25 protein-coding genes and 1 other annotated feature are annotated in these 25,141 nt (G+C 43.9%); of the genes, 8 read left to right on the plus strand and 17 right to left on the minus strand.

The annotated features are described in order from the left end of the window. Positions 1 to 142 precede the first annotated feature (142 nt). Positions 143 to 589 carry a GatB/YqeY domain-containing protein gene (locus tag FD04_RS07305; RefSeq protein WP_054701014.1) on the minus strand — a complete coding sequence of 149 codons (447 nt, stop codon included), beginning with the start codon at positions 587 to 589 and terminating at the stop codon, positions 143 to 145. 67 nt (positions 590 to 656) lie between these two features. After that, positions 657 to 842, minus strand: a complete 186-nt coding sequence (rpsU, locus tag FD04_RS07310; RefSeq protein ID WP_054659587.1) for a 30S ribosomal protein S21 — start codon at positions 840 to 842, stop codon at positions 657 to 659. 252 nt (positions 843 to 1,094) lie between these two features. On the opposite strand from rpsU, the gene FD04_RS07315 reads away from it, so the two are divergent. Then, entirely contained in the window at positions 1,095 to 1,934 is an 840-nt protein-coding gene (locus FD04_RS07315) for a pyruvate, water dikinase regulatory protein (protein WP_056947983.1), read from the plus strand. A gap of 100 nt (positions 1,935 to 2,034) precedes the next feature. After that, positions 2,035 to 2,883 carry a GNAT family N-acetyltransferase gene (locus tag FD04_RS12630; RefSeq protein WP_235805666.1) on the plus strand — a complete coding sequence of 283 codons (849 nt, stop codon included), beginning with the start codon at positions 2,035 to 2,037 and terminating at the stop codon, positions 2,881 to 2,883. Positions 2,884 to 3,039: 156 nt separating this feature from the next. On the opposite strand, the gene FD04_RS07325 is transcribed toward FD04_RS12630, so the two are convergent. The 6 genes from FD04_RS07325 to msrA form a co-directional block, all read right to left on the minus strand. Further along, entirely contained in the window at positions 3,040 to 3,969 is a 930-nt protein-coding gene (locus FD04_RS07325) for a deoxyribonuclease IV (protein WP_054701020.1), read from the minus strand. Then, positions 3,966 to 5,186 carry a CDP-glycerol glycerophosphotransferase family protein gene (locus FD04_RS07330; RefSeq protein WP_056948217.1) on the minus strand — a complete coding sequence of 407 codons (1,221 nt, stop codon included), beginning with the start codon at positions 5,184 to 5,186 and terminating at the stop codon, positions 3,966 to 3,968. The genes FD04_RS07325 and FD04_RS07330 overlap by 4 nt, the downstream gene beginning before the upstream one ends. A 69-nt stretch (positions 5,187 to 5,255) precedes the next feature. Further along, entirely contained in the window at positions 5,256 to 6,062 is an 807-nt protein-coding gene (locus FD04_RS07335) for an ABC transporter permease (protein ID WP_054701022.1), read from the minus strand. Positions 6,063 to 6,084: 22 nt separating this feature from the next. Then, positions 6,085 to 7,239, minus strand: a complete 1,155-nt coding sequence (locus tag FD04_RS07340) for a CDP-glycerol glycerophosphotransferase family protein (protein ID WP_056947985.1) — start codon at positions 7,237 to 7,239, stop codon at positions 6,085 to 6,087. A 238-nt stretch (positions 7,240 to 7,477) separates the two neighbouring features. After that, the gene (locus tag FD04_RS07345; RefSeq protein WP_056947987.1) at positions 7,478 to 8,353 is read right to left on the minus strand and encodes a YitT family protein; all 876 of its coding nucleotides are present in this window, start codon (positions 8,351 to 8,353) and stop codon (positions 7,478 to 7,480) included. A 242-nt stretch (positions 8,354 to 8,595) separates the two neighbouring features. Beyond that, positions 8,596 to 9,135, minus strand: a complete 540-nt coding sequence (gene msrA / locus FD04_RS07350; RefSeq protein ID WP_054701025.1) for a peptide-methionine (S)-S-oxide reductase MsrA — start codon at positions 9,133 to 9,135, stop codon at positions 8,596 to 8,598. Positions 9,136 to 9,294: 159 nt separating this feature from the next. Continuing rightward, positions 9,295 to 9,530: a binding site (T-box leader), on the plus strand. 53 nt (positions 9,531 to 9,583) lie between these two features. Here msrA and FD04_RS07355 point away from each other — a divergent pair. The 3 genes from FD04_RS07355 to FD04_RS07365 are packed head-to-tail and all read left to right on the plus strand — an operon-like array spanning position 9,584 to position 12,545. Beyond that, positions 9,584 to 10,321: an isocitrate lyase/phosphoenolpyruvate mutase family protein gene (locus FD04_RS07355; RefSeq protein ID WP_054701031.1), complete on the plus strand. Its 738-nt coding sequence runs from the start codon at positions 9,584 to 9,586 to the stop codon at positions 10,319 to 10,321. Then, on the plus strand, positions 10,308 to 11,213 hold the full coding sequence (locus tag FD04_RS07360; protein ID WP_056947989.1) for an isocitrate lyase/PEP mutase family protein: 906 nt from the start codon (positions 10,308 to 10,310) through the stop codon (positions 11,211 to 11,213). The genes FD04_RS07355 and FD04_RS07360 overlap by 14 nt, the downstream gene beginning before the upstream one ends. A gap of 36 nt (positions 11,214 to 11,249) precedes the next feature. After that, the gene (locus FD04_RS07365) at positions 11,250 to 12,545 is read left to right on the plus strand and encodes an MFS transporter (RefSeq protein WP_054701034.1); all 1,296 of its coding nucleotides are present in this window, start codon (positions 11,250 to 11,252) and stop codon (positions 12,543 to 12,545) included. 142 nt (positions 12,546 to 12,687) lie between these two features. Here the strand turns inward: FD04_RS07365 and aspS are convergent, their stop codons facing one another. Together aspS and hisS are read right to left on the minus strand one after the other, a co-directional pair. Further along, on the minus strand, positions 12,688 to 14,478 hold the full coding sequence (gene aspS, locus FD04_RS07370; protein WP_054701037.1) for an aspartate--tRNA ligase: 1,791 nt from the start codon (positions 14,476 to 14,478) through the stop codon (positions 12,688 to 12,690). A 13-nt stretch (positions 14,479 to 14,491) separates the two neighbouring features. Next, positions 14,492 to 15,778 (minus strand): histidine--tRNA ligase, encoded by a 1,287-nt coding sequence (hisS, locus tag FD04_RS07375; RefSeq protein ID WP_054701040.1) that lies wholly within the window; start codon positions 15,776 to 15,778, stop codon positions 14,492 to 14,494. Between the two features lie 368 nt (positions 15,779 to 16,146). On the opposite strand from hisS, the gene FD04_RS07380 reads away from it, so the two are divergent. After that, positions 16,147 to 16,998, plus strand: a complete 852-nt coding sequence (locus tag FD04_RS07380) for an N-acetylmuramoyl-L-alanine amidase family protein (protein WP_235805667.1) — start codon at positions 16,147 to 16,149, stop codon at positions 16,996 to 16,998. A gap of 25 nt (positions 16,999 to 17,023) precedes the next feature. Then, a complete protein-coding gene (locus FD04_RS07385) occupies positions 17,024 to 17,857 on the plus strand; it encodes a fructosamine kinase family protein (protein ID WP_054701043.1) in 834 nt (277 codons plus the stop codon). On the opposite strand, the gene FD04_RS07390 is transcribed toward FD04_RS07385, so the two are convergent. From FD04_RS07390 to FD04_RS07420, 7 genes are all read right to left on the minus strand, one after another. Next, the gene (locus FD04_RS07390; protein WP_054701046.1) at positions 17,854 to 18,501 is read right to left on the minus strand and encodes an HAD-IA family hydrolase; all 648 of its coding nucleotides are present in this window, start codon (positions 18,499 to 18,501) and stop codon (positions 17,854 to 17,856) included. The two genes, FD04_RS07385 and FD04_RS07390, sit on opposite strands and share 4 nt — an antisense overlap. Before the next feature lie 10 nt (positions 18,502 to 18,511). Then, positions 18,512 to 18,958, minus strand: a complete 447-nt coding sequence (dtd, locus tag FD04_RS07395; RefSeq protein WP_054701049.1) for a D-aminoacyl-tRNA deacylase — start codon at positions 18,956 to 18,958, stop codon at positions 18,512 to 18,514. A gap of 176 nt (positions 18,959 to 19,134) precedes the next feature. Then, positions 19,135 to 21,372: a RelA/SpoT family protein gene (locus tag FD04_RS07400; RefSeq protein ID WP_056947991.1), complete on the minus strand. Its 2,238-nt coding sequence runs from the start codon at positions 21,370 to 21,372 to the stop codon at positions 19,135 to 19,137. Between the two features lie 21 nt (positions 21,373 to 21,393). Beyond that, on the minus strand, positions 21,394 to 21,723 hold the full coding sequence (locus FD04_RS07405; RefSeq protein WP_056947993.1) for a hypothetical protein: 330 nt from the start codon (positions 21,721 to 21,723) through the stop codon (positions 21,394 to 21,396). 59 nt (positions 21,724 to 21,782) lie between these two features. Then, complete coding sequence (locus tag FD04_RS07410; RefSeq protein ID WP_056947995.1) at positions 21,783 to 22,517, minus strand: 16S rRNA (uracil(1498)-N(3))-methyltransferase; 735 nt, start codon at positions 22,515 to 22,517, stop codon at positions 21,783 to 21,785. Further along, the gene (prmA, locus tag FD04_RS07415; protein WP_056947997.1) at positions 22,518 to 23,477 is read right to left on the minus strand and encodes a 50S ribosomal protein L11 methyltransferase; all 960 of its coding nucleotides are present in this window, start codon (positions 23,475 to 23,477) and stop codon (positions 22,518 to 22,520) included. A 156-nt stretch (positions 23,478 to 23,633) separates the two neighbouring features. Then, positions 23,634 to 23,948 carry a hypothetical protein gene (locus tag FD04_RS07420; RefSeq protein WP_054701052.1) on the minus strand — a complete coding sequence of 105 codons (315 nt, stop codon included), beginning with the start codon at positions 23,946 to 23,948 and terminating at the stop codon, positions 23,634 to 23,636. Positions 23,949 to 24,213: 265 nt separating this feature from the next. Here FD04_RS07420 and FD04_RS07425 point away from each other — a divergent pair, with 265 nt between their 5' ends. Continuing rightward, entirely contained in the window at positions 24,214 to 25,125 is a 912-nt protein-coding gene (locus FD04_RS07425) for a magnesium transporter CorA family protein (protein ID WP_056947999.1), read from the plus strand. Positions 25,126 to 25,141: the final 16 nt, after the last annotated feature.

Consider the following 25,141-nt stretch of genomic DNA (forward strand, 5'->3'; position numbering starts at 1 on the left):
TATGCAATTCAATTACCATATAAAAACGCGTACCCAGATGCTCAATCGTCATCCGGATACGCGTTTATTTTATCGAGTGCGCCAAACCACCGTTTGAACAACACATGTTTTTGATTCAAATTCGTCTTTGTGACGTCAAGATTTACTTACTAAGTAAACTCTTAACGGTTTTGTTCACAATGGCACCGTCTGCCCGACCCTTAAGTTTAGGCATCACTGCACCCATTACCTTACCAAAATCGGCCATAGAACTGGCACCTACTTGGCTAACCGTTTCAGTAACGATCTTTTGAACTTCTTCTTCACTTAACTGCTTAGGTGCGTACTTTTCAACCAATTTAATTTCAGCGTCTAGGCCGTCAACTAAGTCCTGACGGTTAGCAGCTGCGAATTCCTCGCGAGATTCCTTACGCTGCTTTAATTCTCGTGATAATACCGTTAATTCATCATCATCGGTTAAATCATGACCGAGCTTGACCCGTTCATTGGTAAGCGACGCCTTAATCATCCTAATCACGTTCAAGGCAACCTTATCATGCGCCTTCATCGCTGTTTTAAGATCTTCTGTTAATGTATCAGATAATGACATGATGAGTCCTCCATTTAAATTTATTCTCAAAAAAAAGCTCCTGCTAAAAACAGGAGCCATTATGCAACTAGAAGCGCTTCTTGTTCTTGCGTTTTCTTGCTGCTTCTGATTTTAATTTGCGTTTAACACTTGGCTTTTCGTAAAACTCACGTTTACGGTATTCTTGTAAGGTACCGCTTTTTGAAACGGTTCGTTTGAAGCGCCGAAGAGCATCGTCAAGAGACTCGTTTTTGCGAACGACTGTCTTTGTCATGTAAATTCCCTCCCTCCGAGCTCAAGTAGTAACCGACTGAAATTAAACAACAAAAATAAAGGTTCATTCCAACAGTTCTTTTTAATTATACCTATATCAGACCCCATCGTCAATCTTTTCATACAAGTTTTGATTGAGAAATTTAACGATCTTTTTTTCTACGAGCCCTTTTTAAAAAACAATTTGAAGCATCAACTGAACTTCCAAGCTGTGCTAAAATGAGGTTACTTAATTTACTTGGGAGGTTTCAACATGTCAGAAAGTCCTGAAATCGAAATCTTTTTAATCTCAGATTCTTCCGGGGAAACTGCCCTCACAGTTGCTCAAACTGCTGTCGCACAATTCCCTGATCTGCAAGTCAAATATCAACGTTTTCCTTTTATTCAAACCGAATCAATTTTAGGCGGCATCCTAAACTTAGCCGCTAAAAAAAATGCAGTGCTTTACTACACGTTAGTGACGAGCTCACTCAGTGAACAAGTCATTAACTTTACTACTGAACATCACTTACAAGCGTTTGATTGTATTCAACCGGCCATGACCGTTTTAGCCAATCGCAGTGGGCTAACCCCTGCCTCCATTCCTAGCATGAACCACAGTTTAACTGATACTTATTTCGATCGAATCGGCGCAATGGAATTCGCCGTGGCTTACGATGATGGTAAAGATCCGACCGGGCTCTTAAAAGCTGACCTTGTGATTCTTGGCGTGTCAAGAACGTCCAAAACACCCTTGTCACTATTCTTGGCTAACCGCGGCATTAAAGTGGCTAATTTGCCACTTTCACCAAAATCACAATTGCCTGACGAACTATGGCAGGTTAATCCAGGCAAAATCATTGGTCTGACTAACAGCCCTAAGGTTTTACGGCGAATTCGCCAACAACGAATGATTTCATACGGCCTACCAGCTGAAAGTGCCTACTCTGATACCGAAAAAATCAAGGCAGAGCTCAAGTATGCCGATGAAATTTATCAAAAAATTGGTTGCTTAGAAATTAACGTCGCCAATAAATCCATTGAAGAAACCGCCACCTTAATTTTGGAAAGTTTAGATTTAGAACCCGCCGAAGTTGACACAATTCGAGATTAAACATAACCACCAAGCCAGGCAGAATCACTGTTGGTTTGGTGGTTTTCTTGTATACTTGAGTTATGAGCAGCACGATTCTTTCAGACAGGATGTGATGAAATTGAACCAAATTGGCATTATTGTTGGCAGTTTACGGAAGTCTGCCTACTCAAAAAAAGTGGCCAAACAACTGGCTAACTTGTTACCCGTAACCTTTAACCCGGTTTTTATCCCGATTGATCAGTTACCGCTCTACAATACTGACGCAGACGAACCCAACACGGTGCCACAATGGGAAACTTTTCGACAACAACTCGATGCGGTCAGCGGACTAATTATTGTCACTCCTGAGTACAATCGGTCAATGTCTGGCGCGCTTAAAAACGCCTTTGATGTGGGTTCAAAGCGCCACAATCACTGGAAAAAGCGACCAGCCTTAGTGATATCAACTTCGCCAGGTGCAGCGGGTGGTTTTGGTGCCAATCAACACGTTCGTCAGGTATTGGTGACCTTAAACGTCACGCCAGTTCAGCGACCAGAAGTTTATCTTGGCCACGTTAACCAACTCTTTGACGCGAACGATCAAATCACCCAAACCGAAACGCTCTCATACCTACAAACCGCCATTGATACGTTTGTGACCTTACATCAACAACTCACACAAGCAACTAATATTGATGAATCCATACACCTGCAATTTGAACCTGGGCGTTTCTTTGCTAGGAATGACCACCAAGAGATCATTGCTGAAATTACTTGTGAGCCACACCAACAAAATGAACTTTTAGTTGATAGAACCTATGTGGCTGAATCGCTCCGAGGTCAAGGCGTTGCCTCCCAACTGATGCAACGGGTAATTCGCTACGCACAGCTTTATAACTTAAAAATTATCCCGGAGTGCACCTATGCAAAAGCCTACTTTAAACGTCATCCTGACGACCAAGGATTGTTAGCAGCCCCACTGACATAATCTAATTGATTGTGCCTAAAAGCGTGCCAATGCTAACAGAACTCAAGTCTGCAAAAAGACGCTTGCCGAATTTTGGCAAGCGTCTTTTTTGAAGCGGATTATCATCCGTTGACTCAGGTTCATTCACATTTTCAAAAACGTTTAAGTAACTAAGAATTACTCATCAAAACCAAGGGTCGCATCAAATGGCGCCTGAGCAAGCACTTTTTCCTCAATTTGCGGATCAAAGCGCTGTTGCTTCAACATCTCAACCTCATAACCATAGGGTGCCAGCTTATGTTTTTTATCAACAGCAACCCACGGTGTTTCCATCACTTTGGGTACCTTCGTCAAGGCTGGGTGGTGAGCAACAGCGTTTAGCGCTTCAAAGCCAATCGTACCCTTACCGAGCAGTTCGTGGCGGTCCTTATGACTACCCATTGGATTTTTGGAATCGTTCAAGTGAATCACACCCATTCGATCTAAGCCAATCACATCATCGAACGTTTTCAGGACACCATCAAAATCACCAGCAATATTATAGCCGGCATCGCTCGTGTGACACGTATCAAAACAGACTGATAGCTTATCATTATCGTTAACCTGATCAATGATTTGCGCCAGCTGTTCAAAAGTGATACCTACCTCAGTTCCCTTACCAGCCATAGTTTCCAGGGCAATTTTGACGGTTTGATCTGGGGTAATAATTTCGTTAAGTCCTTTTGCAATTTGAGCAATGGCTGCGTCTGGACCGGCACCCACATGTGCCCCCGGGTGCAGCACGATTTGACTTGCACCAATTGCCTGAGCTCGCTTAACTTCTTCACGTAGAAATTGAACAGCAAAGGGATAGTTTTCAGGCTTGATGGTATTGCCCAAATTGACGACGTATGGCGCGTGCACCACGATTTGTTGCAGACCATGTTCCGCCATGTACGCCTGACCGGCTTCGATATTTAACTCATCAATGGGTTTACGTCTCGTGTTTTGCGGTGCCCCAGTATAGACCATAAACACGTTTTCGCCATACCCAGCCGCTTCTTTAGCCGACCCCAACAACATGTCCTTACCCTTCATACTGACGTGTGAACCGATTAAAAACGTCATTTTGCAATTCCTCCTAAAATCAAATCAGCGACTTGTTGAGAAGCAGTACCATCTTCCCAACGACAGTACTTTTGATTAAATTGTACCAAACGTTCATGAAAATCGCCAAAGGTCCCAGTTTGCTGGAATGCTTTGAGGTTTGCGAGCAGTTGATTTTCATTAGTGGCCAGCGGTCCTGGGATTTCAGCCTGATAATCGAAGTAAAATCCCCGTAATTGGTCACGATAGTGCTCTAAGTCATACGCATAAAATAGCATTGGCCGTTTTAAATTAGCAAAATCAAACATCACCGAGGAATAGTCAGTGATGAGTAGATCGGTTATTAAATATAAATTCGAAATATCTTCATCAGCTAGTATTTTAACCCGCGATTCATATCCGGCAATGTCGATTCGGTCTTTCACCAAATAATGCGGGCGAATCACTAATATGGTCTGTTCATCTACCTGCTCAAAGAAGTGCCCCAAGTCAAACGGTAATTTGAAATGATACTGCCCTGTTTTAATCGCATCATCGTCACGCCAAGTCGGCGCGTAAGTCACCACGGTAGTAGTCGCATCACCAACCAACTGTTGTTTTAATTGGGCAATGACTTCAGGTTTATTTTGATGATATAACACGTCATTTCTAGGGTAGCCAATCTCTAAAAACTGGTTTTGAAACTGGAATGCTGATTTAAAAATCTGCTCCGAATAATCATTTGGCGCAATCAGATAACGCCAACGGGCTGCTTCCTGTGTAAATTGCCGATAATAATCCTGTGTCCGTGTTCCCGGAATGGCAACGTGCTCAATATCAACGCCAAGGTGCTTCAGTGGCGTACCATGCCAAGTCTGAATATAAACAGTCTGGCGGTTTTTACGCCACCAGTTAGGCATTCTTGAATTATTCACCCAATACTTGGCATGCGCCATTAGCCACACCCATTTGAGTGAAAAGCGTTTGACCAATTTAATGTCAGGATACTTGGCATGAAGTTGCCGATAAAGGCGTGGCTTTACACCGAAATATGCGGTGTGAGCCAGCTCCGGTTTTTGAGTGATCAACGCCCGGTAGATGGCAGCCGGATTATCATTAACGTCATTGCCGTTGAAACTCTCGAAGACGATCAGATCTTTTTTGGTCGGGAAACAAATAAACCCATCGTTTATCACGATGAGTCCATAGCGAATCACGATTTTAAGACCCTTAATGACCTGGTTTTTTAATCCAGTCATGGTCATCGTAATTCCTCCTTTAGTTTGTTTAATTACTATTATATGGTGCTGCCGCCAAAAAGCAATCAGCTAAATTAAATCCACGAATCTCGAACGGAACTTGTAGTGCAGGTGAGAGCCCACTAACAAGAAGAACAAAACGAATAGCCAAAATTCTATTGTGAGCACTGGTCGCTGCCAGAACCACCCTTGACCAAGCATTGATTCACGAAAACCGGAAACCACGTAGAAAAATGGATTCAATTGTAACAGGCGGGTCACAGTTGGTGGAAAGGCACCGGTCTCAAAGTTAAACAGGACACCAGAAATATAAAATAACATCCGCATCACTGACTGCAACAGCACGTGGTAGTCTCGAATTAGAATTGACACCGCTGAGTTAAAAATGCCAAAGGCTAACAGGAACATAATCATACAGAAAAAGTAATAAATGGATTCAAACCAATAAACGCTTGGTCGAATACCGTATAGCAGGCCAACGATTACCGAAACCACCAACATCGTCCAAAACGAACTTAAGTTGGACACAATCTTGATCGTTGGTAGCGCCGACACTGGAAACTTCATCTTAGACACCATCCCAGCACGCTGGTAAATTGATTTAGAGGCGTCCAAAGTTGCTCGATTCATGAAGAACCAGGGTGTGATCCCAATCACCATCCAAGGCAAATAATCAACACCACTGTTTTGACCGTGTTTAAGTCCAACACCAAACACCAACCAATAAATACTAATTTGAATCAGAGGATACAAGTATTCCCACACTAAACCTAAGTAATGGCTCTGATAACTTGCCCGATCTTCATAACTCGAAATTCGAAAAATAATGCCCAAACTCTCAAATTGTTCCTTAAATAAGGTTATGACCTCTTTCAAAGGTTAACACTCCTTCACACCATTACCCGTTGAGATAATGGCAGTAATATTCAACCACTCGTTTAGTAGCTTGTCCGTCGTTATAGGTATTCCAGTGACGGTTAAACTTGGTAAAGTCAGTTTTTTGATCTGCAAGAATTGCAGTCTCTAAAGCTGCGGCAGTCTGTAATGGTGGCGTTGGCAACCATTGTAGAAAATGGGGTTGAATGCCCGGATTCCGTTCGTACTCCGGCAAATCAGCCATGTAAAATAATAAACTATGTGCATTTGGTAATAAACTATAATCAAAGGCAATCGATGAGTAGTCAGTGATTAACGTTTCTGTCACCATTAACAAATCGGTCGTCGATAATTGCGGATAAAAGCGTACTTGATGTGTCGTAGTGGCACTAAATTGTTGTTCATACTTTTGCAAAAGCGGGTGTAACTTGATAACCACGATTGCATCCGGATCAGCCACCAAAGCCTGCTTTAATTCCGGGGTGAGTTCAAACGTCATCGAATCTCGGTAAGTCGGCGCATACAAAATCACACGATGGTCCGAAAGTCCAGGTGCCAAGCGATTAATTCTAGCCAGTGCAGCGGCTTGCCAAGTTTTTGAGAAGAATCGATCTGACCGCGGGTAACCGAGCAACTTCATGCGCGAACGCGGAACCCGATAACTTTCTTGAAAAACGGTCCCCATTGCATCAGAAGCAACGACATAATCATCAAAATGATCATAAACATGCTGAAAGCGACGTTGATCAGCGGCCGACCGTTGCTTCGTCTTAGGGTCACCCCAGCCAAATCGTTTAATTGCCCCATTTGCGTGCCATAACTGCACGATTCGACAATGTCTTGGGTGTTTCAAGCCACCCAAGAAGGCGTAATAATTATCACAAAAAATCAAGTGTGACCGCATTAACACCGGCACATCTTCGAAAACGAAATGTAGGTTATCTCGGAATGGTTTCACCGTAATACCATAGGCGGCAAGCTGCGTTGCAGCAACTTCAACAGCTGGTCGGTAGTAAACGACCAGTTGTTGCTGCGCTGGTAGCGATTTCGCCAACGCTAAAATAAACTTGAGGTTATTACCAAAGCTCATGAGATAAATCACTGGCCGCGTCTTGGCGAGGTCAAAATAGTGGCACCAGGACAACAAACGCACAAGCCAAATATAAATTACTTTCACAACCAACCACCAATTCTATAACATTCTCCTGCGCCACAAGGCTCATATTCAATGGGGTTTGTGGCGCACAACGTAGTATTATACCACATTCATAATCACTGGCGAGGCCTTTAAGACGAATTTAATAAGTCGTCACCCTTTCCATCCTATCAGCAATTAATCCGGCACTTGAATAACAAACAAAACGAAGTGTGCCAAATACTTCTGGCAACACTTCGTTTAAAAAGCATCATTTGACTTAAAGTTTGGGTTCATAAAAATGACCAAGAACTTTGTAAATTTCAGACACACTTACAAAAGCATGTGAGTCTGCTTCATCCATTGCTTCTTCTAAATCACTCATTTCATAGCGTGAGATGACCGTGAACAAAATCGTCTTAGTGTCGTGGTGATATGCCCCTTCGGCATCATGGACAATGGTGATACCCCGCCGAATGTGATTTTGAATCGAATCGATCACCGTTTTTGGTCGGTCAGTGATAATCATGACTTGCATCAATTGCTGGCGGGTATACGTCATGTCCATGACCCGGGCATTCACAACTAGACCAATGGCAGAATAAAACGCGTATGGCCAGCCGTATAAGAAACCAGCCGCAATAATAATTAGGGAGTTAAAGGCAATGTTAATCGTACCAATCGAACGGCCTGTCTTACGTCGAATGACAATTCCCAAAATATCAAGGCCACCCGTTGAGATGCCATTTTTTAACGCCAACCCAGTACCAAAACCATTAACGGCCCCACCAAATAGCGCACAAATAATTGGGTCCGTTGTCAAATGAACTGGATGCAATAATTTAATCATCAAACTTGCCAAAAAAACGGCAATAACGGTATAAACGGTAAAATTATGGCTGATTTGCCGCCATGCAAGAATAAATAGTGGCACGTTCAAAAGAAACAAGCCTAACGCGGTGGATACCACAAAGGGCAAATGTCGTTCAGATAACGTCGTCACAAGTTGTGCCAGGCCCGTGATGCCAGACGAATAAATATGTCCCGGCGTCCAAAAAAAGTTCATTGCGATTGAAACTAGGATGCCATAAATAAAGGCGGTCGAGATTTTACCGATTGATTGGTGGCGTTTAATCAAACGCTGTACATCGTCCATAATAGCCCTCTCTCATTCATTTAATCGGAGTTTGAAGTTAATTCGCTCAATCAAGGTGTACCCTGATCAAACATCATGGCAATTTTCGTCACAGCTCATTAAGTTGCGGCGAGTTCCAAAGTTCTGACTCGAATCGTTATCGCTCGTCAGATCTCACGAAACACCGAATAACTTCTGTTTCATATCCATCCTAGCACAACCACCATTGTGATGTTGGTAAAATAAGATTTCTCTACAAACCCTTATTTTGATACCGGTTTCTGCCAGTGTTTTTTAACAAATTCCTCTCGACCACCAGACTCTTCCAGTGCAAACCGCGCTGGATCCTTATGATAAAAGTCCTGATGTTCTTCTTCAGCCTCATAAAATGGTTTGACGTCTTCAATTTGAGTCACGATTGGCTGATCAAATTTGCCAGAATCAATTAGAGCCTGTTTCGACTTTTCTGCAATTTGGCGCTGGTTATCGTCCTTAACAAAAATCACGGGACGGTAGTTATCACCACGATCTTGAAACTGCCCCATTGCATCCGTTGGATCAGTTTGTTGCCAGTAAATCGAAACTAGCTTTTCGTAGGACATGATTTCGGGGTCGAAAATAATCTTTACAGCTTCTGTATGACCCGTTTCGTGCCGTTTTACTTGATCGTAAGTTGGATTGGCAACGTGTCCACCAGTGTATCCCGAAATCACTTGGTCGATACCTGGTTGAGTATCAAACGGTTTGACCATGCACCAAAAACACCCACCCGCAAAAATTGCTGTTTCTCGTTGTTCACTCATATATTTCACCTCTAAAATTAATGTGTTTATTATACGGCCAATAATAGTAGGCCACAAGTTATAAGTTTGACCACATAACGTGCGTTAGAAAAAATTTTTCAAAATAGGGCTTTACAAATCATGAAAATCCGATTAAGATACTTTTAAATTAAAAAATAATTAAAAGCAATGAAGAGCAAGATTAGACAATTATTTCTTTCAGAGAATTCGTGGTTGGTGTAAACGAATAAAAATGATTATCGAAAGTAGGCTCAGAGCTATGAATGCGAATTTTGAGTGTTCATTGGGTGCCCCCATTATCAAGGCCAGCGAATCCGACTATTGTCGTGCTCGCTAAGGTTGCACTCGTTGCAACATCTCAAGGTGGTACCGTGCATTGCTTTTGCGCCCTTCGATTTATTTCGAAGGGCGCTTTTCATTTTTAATATTATTTTAGGAGGTCTTTTCATTGACATTATTTGACTCGCAAGCCCAAGCAACAGGAACTATTATTCCTGCAGCCGGCGATGGCAACAGTTTTAAACTACTTAGCACTCAAGCATTCCCCGCCATCTTACTCGATGGCACTTTAACGACCCAGACACTACTAGCTGAGGACAATCAGGGATTACTTTCCTTATCAGAATATGCCAAATTCTGTCGTGACATGAGTCTAAAGAAAACGACTAGGTTGATTGCAGATTTGCAATCTGGGTTTGGGAGCCCGCTCAACACTTACTATGCCGCTCAAGAACTTGAGCGCAGTGGCGCCGATATTTTACTGCTTAATGATCAAAAATATCCGGCTCACTCCACCAAGGATCCCGCTACCACAACACCAGCTGATTTAATTGGCAAGCTCAGAGCTGCCATTGACGGTTTGGATAACCCCAACACGGAAGTTTGGCTGAAATTAGAAGGCATTACGAGTTACGGTATCGACGGATTATTAAAACGAATTCACTATGCTAGTAATGCTGGTGCCGATGCCATTGTGTTGGCCCACTGTCAACCAGAACAGCTCAACTCAATTCTTGCTCAACAGCCTGAACTGCCGATTCTAGCCACTTATCAATCATCGCAACCCGCCATTGCTGGTTTAGCTGGATGGCTGGACGATGGCTACCTTGCAATGCAAGCTCAGTCGGCACGCGAATCAGCTCTGAAAACACTTACAAAGGAAGTCTTTGAATATGCTAAAAAATGATCGAATACGACAACAATTTCAAAAAATGGTATTAAGTGGCCACATTGTTCGAATGATGGTGGCGCCCGATGCTTTAGCGGCTAAAATTGCCCAATCTTGTGGTGCTCAGGCCGTGTTTAGCGCTGGTTACGCCACCAGCGCATCCGCACTCGCGATGCCAGATCGAGGGATTAGTGATTTTGGCATGGCCATTGAGCGGTGTCGTGAAATTATTAATGCGGTTGATATTCCGGTATTTGCTGATGCTGACACCGGCTATGGTGATCTCGCAAACGTCAAACGGACCGTCGAAAGTTATGAAGCAATTGGTGCTGCGGGGATTTTCATCGAAGATCAAGTTTGGCCTAAGCGTTGCGGCCACATGGATGGTAAAAAAGTCGAACCAACCGAAGTCTTGGAAGCTAAAATTCGAGCTGCCAAGGCAGCTCGGCAGCACGATGATTTTTTGATTATGTCCCGTACTGATGCACGAGCAGTCTACGGCCTAGACGACGCGATTGAACGTAGTAAACGGTACAAAGCCGCTGGAGCAGATTTGATTTTTATCGAAGCGCCACAAAGCTCAGCCGAATTGGAAACGATTCATGAAGCCTTCCCAAACACACCAATGATGGCCAACATGATTGAAGATGGCAAAACACCGCTGACTAAAACCGAAGATTTGGAACGACTCGGCTTTAATATCGTTGTCCATCCCAACGCCATGACGTACACGCAAACCTATGCTGAAGAACAATTGGTCAAAACCCTCCAACGTGATGGGACAACCAAGGCGTACAAATCTCAGATGATTACCTTCCCCAAATTTAATGAGTTTGTAGGGTTAGACGAAGTGAATGCGCGGGATGCAACGTACGCACCCGAAAAAATGGCACAGTATCTCACTGATTAGATTCATACATACAATTAATAGATTGGAGTCCTATTTATGGCAGCAAATTCACTCGGATTAGAATCACAGCTTAACGCAGCACGCGAAACGCCCCTATTTTATAAAGTCTTCCTCTTAGCCGGCGCCGGCATCATGTTGGACGCTGCGGACGTTTACATTGCCAGTGCGATTAACGGCGCCATGGTCGCCTCCGGTTTCGCGAGTATTCAGGCCGGATCATTATTTCTTTCAAGCGGCTTCTTAGGTTTATTTTTAGGATCACTGCTTGCTGGTTACATTGGCGACTTTTACGGCCGGAAAAAAGCTTACCAATATAATCTGTTACTTTTTGGTGCATTCACGTTATTGTCAGCTATTGCACCCAACATTTTAATTCTGACCATTTTCCGCTTATTCGCAGCCACCGGTCTTGGCGCCGAAATTGTGACCAGTTACGCCATCGTCAACGAATTTGCACCAATCAAACGCCGGGGCCATTGGTCAGGCATGACCGCCATTGTGGCCAACAGCGGTGCCCCCCTTACGCTGTTAATTGCGACCTTCATGATTCCAAAGTTTGGCTGGCGCTCAATGTTTCTCTTACTCGGTGCACTAGCGATTCTACTTTGGTTTGCTCGCCGTCACTTCCCAGAATCTCCTCGTTGGTTACTTGCTAAGGGACGGACCGAGGAAGCCAACACCATTATCAAACAGTTAACCTCACGTGGCTTGTATGAAGAAACACGTTCACAAGAACAATCAGGCCAACCCACCAGTCACCTCAGCTTTGGTAAGGGTTTATTCATCGCCATTATCGCAGTCAGTGCAACACTGCTATGTCAATATACGTTTACAAGTTGGGTGCCAACGTTGCTATTGAAGCGTGGTATTAACATCGTCAGTTCCATTGGTTTCTCAGCAATCATGATGTTAGGCGCCCCAATCGGATCCGCAATTGGTGCCTTTCTCGCTGATCGAACTGGTCGTAAGAAAGTGATTTTATTCGGTTTTCTGGCAGTCGCCATTTTGGGCGTTGCATACGCATATGAGACAACCACCATTGGTATCTTGATCAACGGTTTTCTCCTGACTGTAACACTATATATCTTAGTTGCCACCGTAGTTAGTATCTATACGAATGAACTCTTCGAAACCAGTCATCGATTCAGAGGGGCTGGCATTGCAAATGGGATTTCAAAACTACTCAACGTGTTGATGCCCACAGTGGTTGCTTTCATCATTACGGCCGCTTCGCCATCGTTTTTATATTATGGCATTGCCGCCATCGCCATCATCGCGGCGATTGTGATTCAGGTCTGGGGACCAGAAACGGATCAAAAAGCCATTAAATAAAGATCGATACTAACCTGTCGCCGCGGTTTTATGGATAAACGAACGGCCGGGTAAATTAAATTATCGGACTAAAAAACGCCCAAATTTCCTTAATTAGAAATTTGGGCGTTTTTTAAATTAAGACTCAGGATTCATTTTGAAATCATTTTTCATCATCTTCTGGCTGCGTCACAAACAAATTCAAGTCAGTCAATTGTTTGTCTGAAACAGTCGTTGGTGCTGAGGTTAATGGTTCAACCGCCTTTGAGTTCTTAGGGAAGGCAATCACGTCACGAATGTTACCGCGTTTAGCGAGTAAACGGGCAAACCGATCCAAGCCGATTGCTAAACCGCCATGAGGTGGAAAACCATAGTCTAACGCATTTAGCAGGTAGCCAAACTGATCTTCGGCCCGTTCTTTGGTAAAGCCAAGCGCCTTTAACATCTTCATTTGAAGTTCGCGGGTGTGGATCCGGATTGAACCACCACCTAGTTCGAGACCATTCAAAATGATGTCGTAACTTTGTGCATAGGCTTGGTGTGGGTCTTCACCCTCATCCAAGTAGTGTTCGTCACCAGCTTTAGGCATCGTAAATGGATGGTGAGCTGGTACCCAACGCTTCAAATCTACGTCGTAGTCAAAGAGTGGCCAGTTAACGACCCAGAGGAAGGCAAACTTGGATTCATCGATCAACCCAAGTTCCTCCGCAATCGTTCGACGCAAGTAATCAAGGGTTTGGGCAACGACTCGCTTTGAATCACAAGCAAACAAGAGCATGTCGCCTGGCTTAGCACCAGTTCGTTCAGTAATTGCTTTGTATAATTCAGCATTGTCCTTGAAGAACTTCGCGATTGGTCCGGTAAAGTTATCCTCAGTCACCTTCAACCAAGGCAAACCTTTGGCACCGAAACGATCAATGTGTTCAACAAACTTATCAATGTCTTTGCGTGAATACTTATCAGCGCCTCCTGGTACGGCAATCGCCTTAACTTGACCACCATCAGCTAAAACGTTGTTAAAGACGTTAAAGCCGAGGTTATCAACTAAGTCACCCAAGTCCTTCAGTTCCATCCCAAAGCGAACGTCAGGTTGATCTGTCCCGAAGCGCGCCATTGATTCATCCCAGTCAAGCCGTTCAAATGGTAACTTAACGTCGACATCAAGGGTTTCCTTCATAACTTTAGCAATCAAGCCTTCAGTGAGGTCTTGAATTTCTTCAGCATCAAGGAATGACGTTTCCATATCGATTTGGGTAAATTCAGGTTGACGGTCCCCACGCAAATCTTCGTCACGGAAACAACGGGCAATCTGGTAGTAACGGTCGAAGCCAGCACCCATTAACAGTTGTTTAAACAGTTGTGGTGATTGTGGTAAGGCGTAAAAATGACCAGGGTAAACACGTGAAGGCACTAAGTAATCACGGGCACCTTCAGGCGTTGACTTCGTCAAATCAGGCGTTTCAATGTCAATAAAGCCTTCGGAATCAAAGTAACTGTGAACTGCTTGCGTGATGCGATTACGAATCATCAACCCACGCTGCATTTCTGGCCGACGTAAATCTAAGTAACGGTACTTCAATCGCAATTCGTCAGAAACGTTAATGTCATCTTGAATATAAAATGGTGGGTTTTTAGCCTTGTTGAGCAAGTTGATGTCAGTGACCCGCACTTCAATCTTACCAGTCCGCATTTTATCGTTAATTTCACGTTCGGCTCTGGCGACCACGTGGCCTTTAATTTCAATGACGTATTCATTACGTAACTGATCAGCAACAGCTAAGGCGTCCTTGTCAAATTCTTCACTAAATACTAATTGGACAATGCCTTCGCGGTCACGTAAATCGATGAAAATTAAGCCACCTAAATCCCGGCGCTTTTGAACCCAGCCCTTAAGGACAACATCTTGATCAAGATATTGTTCATCAACGAGGCCGGCATATGTTGTTCGCTTCATTTTGTCTTCTCCCTTAGTCAATGTTTTCGGTTACTTTTGTAAAATCATTTAACACATCTGTTATTGGTGCTGAAACTTCGTTACCAGACGCCATGTTTTTAACGTGAATCGTCTGAGCGGCTAATTCGGCTTCACCTAATGTCAACGTGTAGGCGGCATTAAGCCGATCCGCCGTCTTGAACTGAGCCTTTGGTTTCCGGGCCAAATAATCCCGATCAGCCGAGAAGTTTTGCTGTCTAAGCGCTTGAACAACTTGTAAAGTTGCGGCATCTGCTTCATCGCCGATACCAACCACGTAAGCATCCAAATGGTGCTCCTCAGGAAATGACACGCCGGTCGCTTCCATCAACAGCAATAAGCGTTCCATGCCAAGACCGAACCCAACACCGGAAACTTCCGGACCACCCAGCTCTTCGACTAGGCCGTTATAACGACCACCGGCACACACCGTGGTGTATCCATGACCCAAGGCCTTAGAGTTAACCATAACCTCAAAAATCGTGTGGTTGTAGTAATCCAAGCCACGAACCATGGTTGAATCAACGTCAAACTCGATGCCAAGCGCGGTTAAGAGTGATTTGACCTGCTCAAAATGGGCCTTGGCATCGTCAGTCAAGTAATCCAAGATTGAAGGGGCATCCGCGACAAACTTTTGATCCTGCTCATCCTTGCTATCCAATACCCGTAATGGGTTCTTATGGAGTCGAACCTGAGAATCTTCACTGAGTTCATCGAAGTGGGGTTCCAAATAATCAATTAATGCTTGGCGATAGGCATCCCGCGATGGTTTGTCGCCTAACGTATTGATGGCCAACCGCATGTCATGAATCCCAAAGTGCTTAAACAGGTCCATCCCCATTGCAATCACTTCAACATCCAATGCCGGTTCGTCTGAGCCAAACGCTTCCACCCCAATTTGATGGAATTCCCGTAGCCGACCAGACTGAGGCCGTTCATAACGGTACATCTGACCCATATAATAGGTCTTGAAGGGTTTTTGAACCTCTGGGCCATACAGTTTATTTTCTACGAATGCCCGGACAACACCAGCGGTGCCTTCAGGTCGTAAACTAATGTGGCGATCACCCTTATCTTTAAAATCATACATTTCTTTCGTGACAATATCAGAAGTGTCACCTGACGTCCGCGAAAAGACTTCAAAGTTTTCAAATAACGGGGTTCTGATTTCTTCAAAACGATACTTACTAAACACTTCACGGGCAACATTTTCGATATACTGCCAGTGTGAACTTTTACCTGGTAAAATATCGGCTGTTCCCTTTGGTCTTTGATAACGCATATAACATTCCTTTCTGATCATCGGCCGGCTTCAAAATAAAAAGCACCCTTGTTTTCACAAGGGTGCTTGGCACGGTACCACCTTAAATTTACTCATCCATAACGTCGGACACGAATAATCACTTATTCACCTCAAAAGTGTCTTCATTAAACTGCCTGCTATGGTCTTCCATTAACCGGCCACTTTCTGAAAGTCACAGCTTAATTACTTATCTTTATCATCGGTATTTTCAATATTTAACTATTTTTAAGATTACTCAGTTCTGACCTAAAAGTCAAGCCAAATTCACGGTCGGATTGTGACAGGTCTACAATTTTTTTGAAAAATAACCTATAATAATTAGAAAACCTAAGACAGAGGCAATTAATTTGAAAACTTACCTGAAACAACACTGGCCCCAACTTACCTTGGTCCTGGTTGTTGTCTTAACACTTTCAGTCACCCTTTTTTTGACTGTTCGACAAGATCGACTGACAACGCCTTTAGCCAACATCAACGTTCGCACCGGCCCTAATATTAACTATCGAACTAAAGCCACGCTTAAAAAGGGCCAGGCCGTCTACATTGTTAAAAAAACTGATAATTGGTACAAGATTCGCTACGATGATCACCAATTCGGCTGGGTGGCCAGCTGGCTGATTAATCAATCGACTTCATTGAAAGCGGCAACGAACCTTTCCGAAGCAACCATTGTTTTGGACCCCGGGCACGGCGGCTCCGACTCTGGCGCATTATCGATTGATCAAAAGCATGATGAGAAGACCTATACCCTGGCCTTAGCCAAACGTGTCGCTAACCGACTTCGTGCCCGTGGTGCACACGTCATCATGACTCGAACGGGTGATCAATCCGTTTCTTTAGGTGCTCGGCCAGAACTAGCAACTGACAATCATGCTGATGCCTTCATCAGTTTTCACTTTGATTCCAGTCCCGCTGATAATTTAGGCTCTGGGTTTACCACCTACTACTATCACAGTAATACGTCACTACAACTTGCCAAAACCATCAATGCCCACCTGACTGGATTGCCATTAACCAATCGAGGTGTAGAGGTTGGTAACTTTGAAGTCATTCGTGACAACTTACGACCAGCGTTGTTGCTTGAGATGGGCTACATCAACACATCAAAGGACTTCAAGGCGATTTCCAGTACCAGTTATCAACAACGGGTGGCGCAAGATGTGACAAATGGCCTAGCTGATTATTTTAAAACAAAGTAACTTGCAATAAGGGGAAGTGTGTTAAATGGATAAAACGTGGTTAGCAAAACTGCCAATTGATCAAATCCAAACCGCTACACCAGTCAGTGGCGGTGACATCAATCAGGCCTTTAAAATTGAAACCAACACAACAACTTATTTTTTACTGGTTCAGCCAAATCGAGCAGTAGATTTTTATACCCACGAAATTGAGGGCCTTAATCTCTTAGCTCAAGCGGCGCAAGTGCCAGACGTCATCACTTCAGGTGAAATTGATGGCGATGCTTACTTACTGCTCTCTTGGTTAGAAAGCGGGTACGGCAATCAATACGATCTGGGCGTGATGGTCGCCAATGTGCATCAGATTCACCATGACCAATTCGGTTTTGATCACGACGTTGTTGGCAAGCTGCCCAAGATCAACACCTGGCAATCAAATTGGGGTGATTTTTACGTCCATCAACGACTAGAAGTCCTAGCTCAGCGCGCGTCAGATCATGGCTTATGGAACCCAAATCGGCAGCGTCATTTATCACGACTCTGCCAAACGATTTTAACTTATTACAATGACCATCCCACAACCGCCAGTCTCTTACACGGTGATCTATGGTCAGGTAATGTCATGTTCACGGCAGACGGTCGACCAGCTTTAATTGATCCGGACGTACTGTATGGTGACAGGGAGTTTGACCTCGCCATGACAACTGTTTTCGGAGGCTTTGATGCTCAATTTTATGAAGGCTACAATGACACCTATCCGATTTCGGCTGGTTTCGAAGACCGGCTACCCTGGTATCAGCTGTACTACTTACTCGCACACCTGAACTTATTTGGTGAAAGTTACGGCGGTGCCGTTGATCGAATTTTAACGGCCTACTAATCAGCAAGTAAAGCGGCTGCGAGTCCTGAAACGTTCGTCACGTCAATTTCCGGCCGACTGAGTTGACTGTCGATCAACCGGCCTGGATCAAACAGGCCGCCTGCCATCCCGGCATGATGACCGGCTTCAACGTCAAGATTGCGATCACCAATCATAATGGCCATTTTAAGGCTGACGTGATGACGTTGAACTAAAGCATTTAAGGAAGCTGGATCTGGTTTGCGTGGAAATGGCTGTTCACTGGTAATAATATCGGTGAACAGTTTTTTTATCCCCACGTTTTCAAGTCGTTCAATTGCGCTTTTATCCCGATGGGTTAATAAAAAGTGCTGGCCACCGTTGGCTTTTAATTGGGTCAGCAAGTCGATAACCCCATCAAATGGTTGGGCATCAGTCACATGAGTCGCCTCAATTGCGCGATAATCGCGTTCCAAGCGATCAGCGTTGATGCCAAACTCGGCACTAAATTGTCGAATCGCAGTCCCTAGCGAATGGCGTCGCATGACTTCATAAATGGCAACTTCGTCCAGCTCTAGTTCAGAAACGCGTTGCTGTTGCAATGCTGCCATAAACGATGCCACCATCCCCGGATACGTGTCAAACAAAGTCCCATCAAAATCCCAGAAAAACGTTTGATACTTCATTGCCATCCTCCTAAAGTGCGTCATTATCAAAAATAATCGTCACTGGACCGTCATTAATTAAGCTAACTTGCATATCAGCACCGAATTCACCAGTCGCTACTGTGATACCGGATTCACGCAATTTATCATTAAACCGGTCGTAAATCTGCTTAGCGTGGGTCGGCTCACCCGCACCGGTAAAGCTTGGTCGATTGCCCTTCTTAGTTGACGCATACAGTGTAAATTGAGAAACGGATAAAATTTCGCCTTGAATGTCTTGAATGGACAAGTTCATTTTGCCGGCCTCATCCGAAAAGACGCGCAAGTGACTAATTTTATGGACAAAGTAATCAATTTCTTGATCACCATCCGTGTCGGCAGCCCCGACCAGTAATAAATAACCCTGCTTAATTTGACCAACGACTTGCTGGTCAATTGAAACCTGTGCTTCTGAAACACGCTGTAATACAATTCGCACGAGTAACCCCTCCGATAGTTATGATGATTTTATTCTACAAGATATTAAGCTGAACCGCTAGTTTTTGTGAATGACTCACTGTGTTCTTAAGTCGCGAAATCATCTGCAATAAAACGGGCCGCGATTTCCAAAGAAGAAATCACGGCCCGTTTTATCGTTATTAAAATGTGACCTAACTATCTAAACGGTCGTTTAACGACGTAGACATCTTGAATGTTTTTCAAATTGTCAATAATTCGTTGTAACTGTTCAGCATTACGAACCCCTAGCGATATTGAAATCGTGACCATCTTGTTGTGATCGACTCGGCCATTTACCACGTTAAGTTGCTTCGTCGTATTATTGACGATTCGTAACGCTTCGTTTAAGAGTCCGTTACGATTATAACCCTGAACCTCAAGGTCAGCGTTGTACATTGCCGTGGTGTCATTTGGATTATCCCAACGAACATCAATCAAACGTTCACCGTTAGCTTCCGCATGGGCCACGTTAGGACAATCCGAGCGGTGAACCGAGACGCCACGACCCTTGGTAATGTAACCCACAATTTTGTCACCAGGTACCGGTCCGCAACAGTGACTTAAGCGCACGAGCAAATTATCAACACCCTCGATGATAACGCCTTCAGATGGCTTTTGCTTACGCTTACGTTGCGTATCACTTTCAGTATCACTGCTGGTAATTGACTGGTGTTCTTCCAACAATTCGCGTTCTTCTTGCCGTTGACGCTGCGCTTCACGTTCGTGTCTTACATCTTCAGTCAGCCGGTTAGCAACTCCCACTGGCTGTAAATCACCAAATCCGACGGCCGCAAACAAGTCATCGATGTGTTGATAATGCAGTTTGTCGACGACCTTTTGAAGCTGTGGTTTAGTCATCAAGGCCTTAGGATCAAACTTGAACTCGCGTAATTGCTGTTCGATAATTTGACGACCCTGTTCGATGTTTTTCTCGCGATCCTTCAACCGGAAGAATTGTTTGATTTTGTTTCGCGCTCGTCTAGTTGAGACCAGTTTTAACCAATCACGATTAGGCCCGGCTGAATTCGAAGAGGTCTTAATATCAACAATGTCACCATTTTTGACTTCGTAATCCAGCGGAACAATTTTACCGTTTACGGTGGCACCAGTGGTATGATTCCCAACTTCTGTATGAATTGAGTAAGCCATATCCAATGGGCCTGCACCCTTTGGCAGTTCCAAGACGTCACCTTTCGGGGTAAACGCGTAAACGTGGTCGCCAAATAGTTCGCCTTTAACACTGTCCATAAAGTCGGCGGCATCATCGGTATCTTCTTGTAATTCAATAATTTGTTTAAACCAGTTTAACTTGTTACCAGTATTGGAGGCTTGAACCTTATCGGTCATGCCTTCCTTATACGCCCAGTGAGCCGCGACCCCAAATTCAGCGACGCGGTGCATCTCAGCCGTCCGAATCTGTACTTCAAGCGGCCGACCTTCTGGCCCAATCACCGTGGTATGAAGTGATTGATACATATTGGCTTTTGGCATCGCAATGTAGTCCTTAAAGCGACCAGGCATTGGCTTCCACTGCGTATGAATTGCACCCAAAACGGCATAACAGTCCCGAATGTTATCCACAATCACTCGAATAGCCAATAAATCGTAAATTTGGCTAAACTGTTTATGTTGATCGCGCATTTTGCGATAAATTGAATAAATGTGCTTTGGTCGACCATAAATCTCTGGTTTAATGTTTAAATCATCAATTGCGCGTTCGATATCGCCAATGGCTTCTGCGATGTAAGACTCCCGTTGGTCTCGTCTAGAATTCATTAAGTGGACGATTCGATAGTACTGCTGTGGGTTTAAATACCGCAGTGAAATATCTTCAAGTTCCCATTTAATGGTACTGATCCCCAACCGGTCAGCCAGTGGCGCGTAAATTTCCAACGTTTCGTTAGCAATCCGTCGTTGCTTATCTGGTCGCAAGTGCTGCAGCGTTCGCATGTTGTGTAAACGATCAGCCAATTTAACGATCATAACCCGGATATCTTTAGACATCGCTAAAAGTAACTTACGGTGGTTTTCAGCTAGTCGTTGTTTGTTGGACTTGTACTTAATTTTGCCAAGTTTAGTGACACCATCAACGATCATCGCCACATCGTCGCCAAATAACTCGCGGACATCGTCTAACGTGACACCCGTATCCTCAACGATATCGTGTAAAAACCCGGCCGCAATTGTGGTTGGGTCCATTTTAAGATTCGCTAAAATACCGGCAACTTGAATGGGGTGCATGATGTAAGCTTCCCCAGATTGGCGAATCTGATCTCGATGTGCCACCGCCGCAAATTGATACGCTTTTTCAACGATAGCCACATGATCTTTGTTCATATATGCTGAAACGGCGTTGATCACGTCATCGGCTGTCCATGTTTGATCTCTTGACATCAGCATTTCCCCCTTCAATTTTTACTCAGTTACACGGGTGCTACTTAATCCATAAGTTAAATAACTGACGCATAGATAAACAACCGTAAAATAAATCGCATATTTAGGTCCAGCAAACCAAGTGCCAATGGTAAAAAACACCGGCAATAAAAGCATCAGCCACCAGCCACCTTGATTACGCTTAAGCGTATAGCCGATTATCCCGGCAATAATGACGTAAAAAACGCCAAAAATAATACCATTGTGCCATAAGGGATTGATTGAAATAGCTTTTAAAATGATGGGCAGACAAACGCCGAATAGGACGCCAATGAGCCAATACCCCCATGTTTGTCGCTTAAAAATCGTCATGATGATCGTCACTCTCTTGTATTTAGATGAATGGTTATTATTTTATCATTCCGCTCAGTCTACTGCAATTCCCAAACGGTTGAAGCCGCTGCCAGCAAATATAGCGGCGCCGTTTCAGTTCTCAAAATTCGTGGGCCGAGTCCGGCCACCGTCGCACCGTGATCTTTTAAGAGGGCTAGTTCGGCTGGCGAAATTCCACCTTCCGGACCAAAAACCGCACTAATGGCTTGATGAGGTGTACTGCGTTTTAGAACCTGAATTAATTGCGCTGCTTCACCCTGTTTGGCCGCTTCTTCATAGGCCACAACTAACTGATCTGAAGTCAATTGCGTCAAAGCTTGTTGGAGCGTCGCAAAGTAGGCAATCTCAGGAACGTGTAACCGATGAGATTGTTCCGCCGCTCCCCTGGCAATTTTTTGCAATCGTTCAATTTTTTTGGCTTGTTTATTCGGTTGCCACTTGGCAATTGACCAATCGGCGGCGAAAAAAGCAATTCGATAGGCTCCCATCTCAGTAGCCTTTTGCACGATCCACTCGGCTTTATCTTGTTTAGGTAATCCAGATAAAATGGTGATATTTACTGGGAGTTCAACGTCTGCGCTCAGAGGTTGTACAATAGTGACAGTTTGAGTTGTCGTCAATTGACCTAAAAATAAATGTTCAGTATCGTCAACTAACTCTGCTTGATCACCAGCTTCACCACGCATAACTTGAAGCCAATGTTTTGCGACCGAACTTGGTAAGGTTACTGTCTCACCGACTGTGAGTGACTGATCCATAAAATATCGCTGCATTTAGTCATCTTCTCCTGGTTTTTGGGCAATCACACCATACCAATCACCCATTTTGAGCGTTTGAATAATTCGGAAACCTTGTTGGCGCTGGGCAGCTAAAATATCAGATACTTTATCACTGATGATCCCCGAAGTCACAAAATACCCGTGAACCGGTAACAGTGCCCAGGCCTGCGGAATTAACGGGATAATAACTTCGGCTAAAATGTTAGCGACAATAATATCAGCTTCGCCGCTAATACCGGTTAACAAATTATTGGCAGCCACTTTGACTGTGCTAGCAACTGGGTTTAGTGCCAAGTTCTTTTGGGCAGAATCAACCGCAACTTGATCGAGGTCATAGGCTCTCACATCGCCAACACCTAATTGCTTAGCAGCGATACTTAAGACACCTGAACCCGTACCTACGTCAATGAGTCGTTCACCACCGTGAATCACCATTTCGAGCGCCTGCATGGAAAGTTTGGTGGTTGGATGCGTCCCAGTTCCAAAAGCCATTCCGGGGTCTAAAACGATCAACCGTTCATCAGCATGTTGTGGCGTATAATCTTCCCAACTCGGTACCACCGTCAAAAAACGGGTGACTTGGACCGGGTGATAGTACTTTTGCCAAGCAGTGGCCCAATTGGTTTCATCAACTTTATCGGTAACAACTTCAGCTGGTTCAACCGCCAAACCGAATTGCGTTAGGCCTTCGACTTGCTGCTTAATTTCAGGTACGATCTCGGGGACAAACACTGTAGCCGGAAAATATGCGGTCACGTGGGCACCACTTTGAACGTGTGGAATTTCATCAACGTTTAAAATTTCGCCCTTGCTGGCCCAATCGACGTGCCGAAATTGTTCATAATCGGCCTGATCATCAATTTGAACGCCAGAAGCGCCATGCTCCATTAATAAGTTGCTAACTGCTTCAACAGCTTCATTAGTCGTCTTTACGGTTACTGCTGTCCAATCCATGAATAGTCTCCCTTATAAGTTGGTGTGCCTACTTATATTTAAAATTTAAGGGCACTTTGAGTTTTCTTACTGTTATATTTTGAAACAGAATATCTGGCAACTAGATTATATTCTGAGTCTTAAACGCCGTTTCTGACACTCTGCAAAAAGAGAACGCTACTTGGCGTCCTCTGAGTCTTCACGTTTTTCGCGCTGAGGTAGACGTGACTCTAGGTAAGCCAGTAATTCGTCTTCAGTTCTGAAAATTCGTGGATGTTTTTGTTTGTGTAAACGCAAATCAATTTCGTTAATCCGTTGCCGACCAGTCCACGTATGACTGTATCGGATGATTACCCGATTATTTAACGCCTCTCGCCCAAATTTGAACACGTAGACACTTTCCGGTGTCATCAGTGGTCGAATGTAGGACTTTTCATACCGATAATGTCGGCTCTTTAAATATTCTTTCGTTCGATTTAGCACGGTAACCACCTCCCAACGGTATCTATTTTCCGTTACGTTTCTATTAAGTACATCATATCATATTTAGCACCTAATCGACACTAAAACGGGCGCTTCGCTCTTCTAAAGAACTTATATTACTGGACTTTACTAAAAATGTCAAACTTTTAATTAAACCTTTCTCATTTGAATTTTAATGGAATTATCATGGCTGAGATAGCTTGCTTTTACTTGGGTAAATAGTATTCTAAAACTAATAAGATTACCGATGATCGGTATGCGGAGGAAATCAGTTATGATTAAACCAACGAAACATCTCAACGGGTTTGACTGGATTGAAACAACAGCCCTGACCCAAGCGGAACAGCAAACCCTGATGGCTGAACATGGTATCACAGAAGACATCATTACTTATGTTACTGATAAGGATGAAACAGCCAATTACGTTTACGATCCTGCTAACAACCAACAACTCATGATTGTTTTAGTTCCTTACCAACTCAAAAACACCCAGTCACCGCGTTACATTACTCGGCCAGTCGGCTTTTTAATTCACCGTGGCCTACTCTTCACTTTCAATGAAAGCAATCTGAACTTTGTCAGCCAAGCGTTTGAAAAAACCAGTACCGATGTGGAAACAACCAGCGTATCCACTTTTATCCTTGAATCACTTTTCGATTTGGTGGATTCATACATCCCAATCGTTAAATTTGTAACGAAGCAGCGTAACCAGTTGGATAAAATGCTCAACCGCAATGCTAAAAATTCTAACCTCATGGCGCTTTCTTACCTTGGCCAAACCTTAACTTTCTTTAACAGCGCCATTGAGTCAAACAACGAATTATTTAATCGCATCCCCCGAACCTATTTTGGCGTGAATGCCTCTAGTTATGAAACGGATCTACTCGAAGATGTCTCCATTGAATCTGACCAGGTCCAACACATGGTCGAAAATGAATCTCAGGTTGTTGACCGAATCACGAGTACCTTTGATAGTATTATTAACAATAATCTAAATGACACCATGAAATTTTTGACAATTTGGTCCCTGACTATGGCCGTGCCCACCATTGTGACCGGCTTTTATGGTATGAACGTGAAACTACCCTTCGCCAATATCAGTAACGCCTGGGTCATGGTAGTTGCCATGTCGATTGGTTTAATTGTTTGGTTACTCCTCTCCATCAAATTTCGCCATAAACTTTAATCAGTGGTTTATCGCC

This window comes from Secundilactobacillus odoratitofui DSM 19909 = JCM 15043, from assembly GCF_001434895.1.
In the GTDB taxonomy this organism is placed as follows: domain Bacteria; phylum Bacillota; class Bacilli; order Lactobacillales; family Lactobacillaceae; genus Secundilactobacillus; species Secundilactobacillus odoratitofui.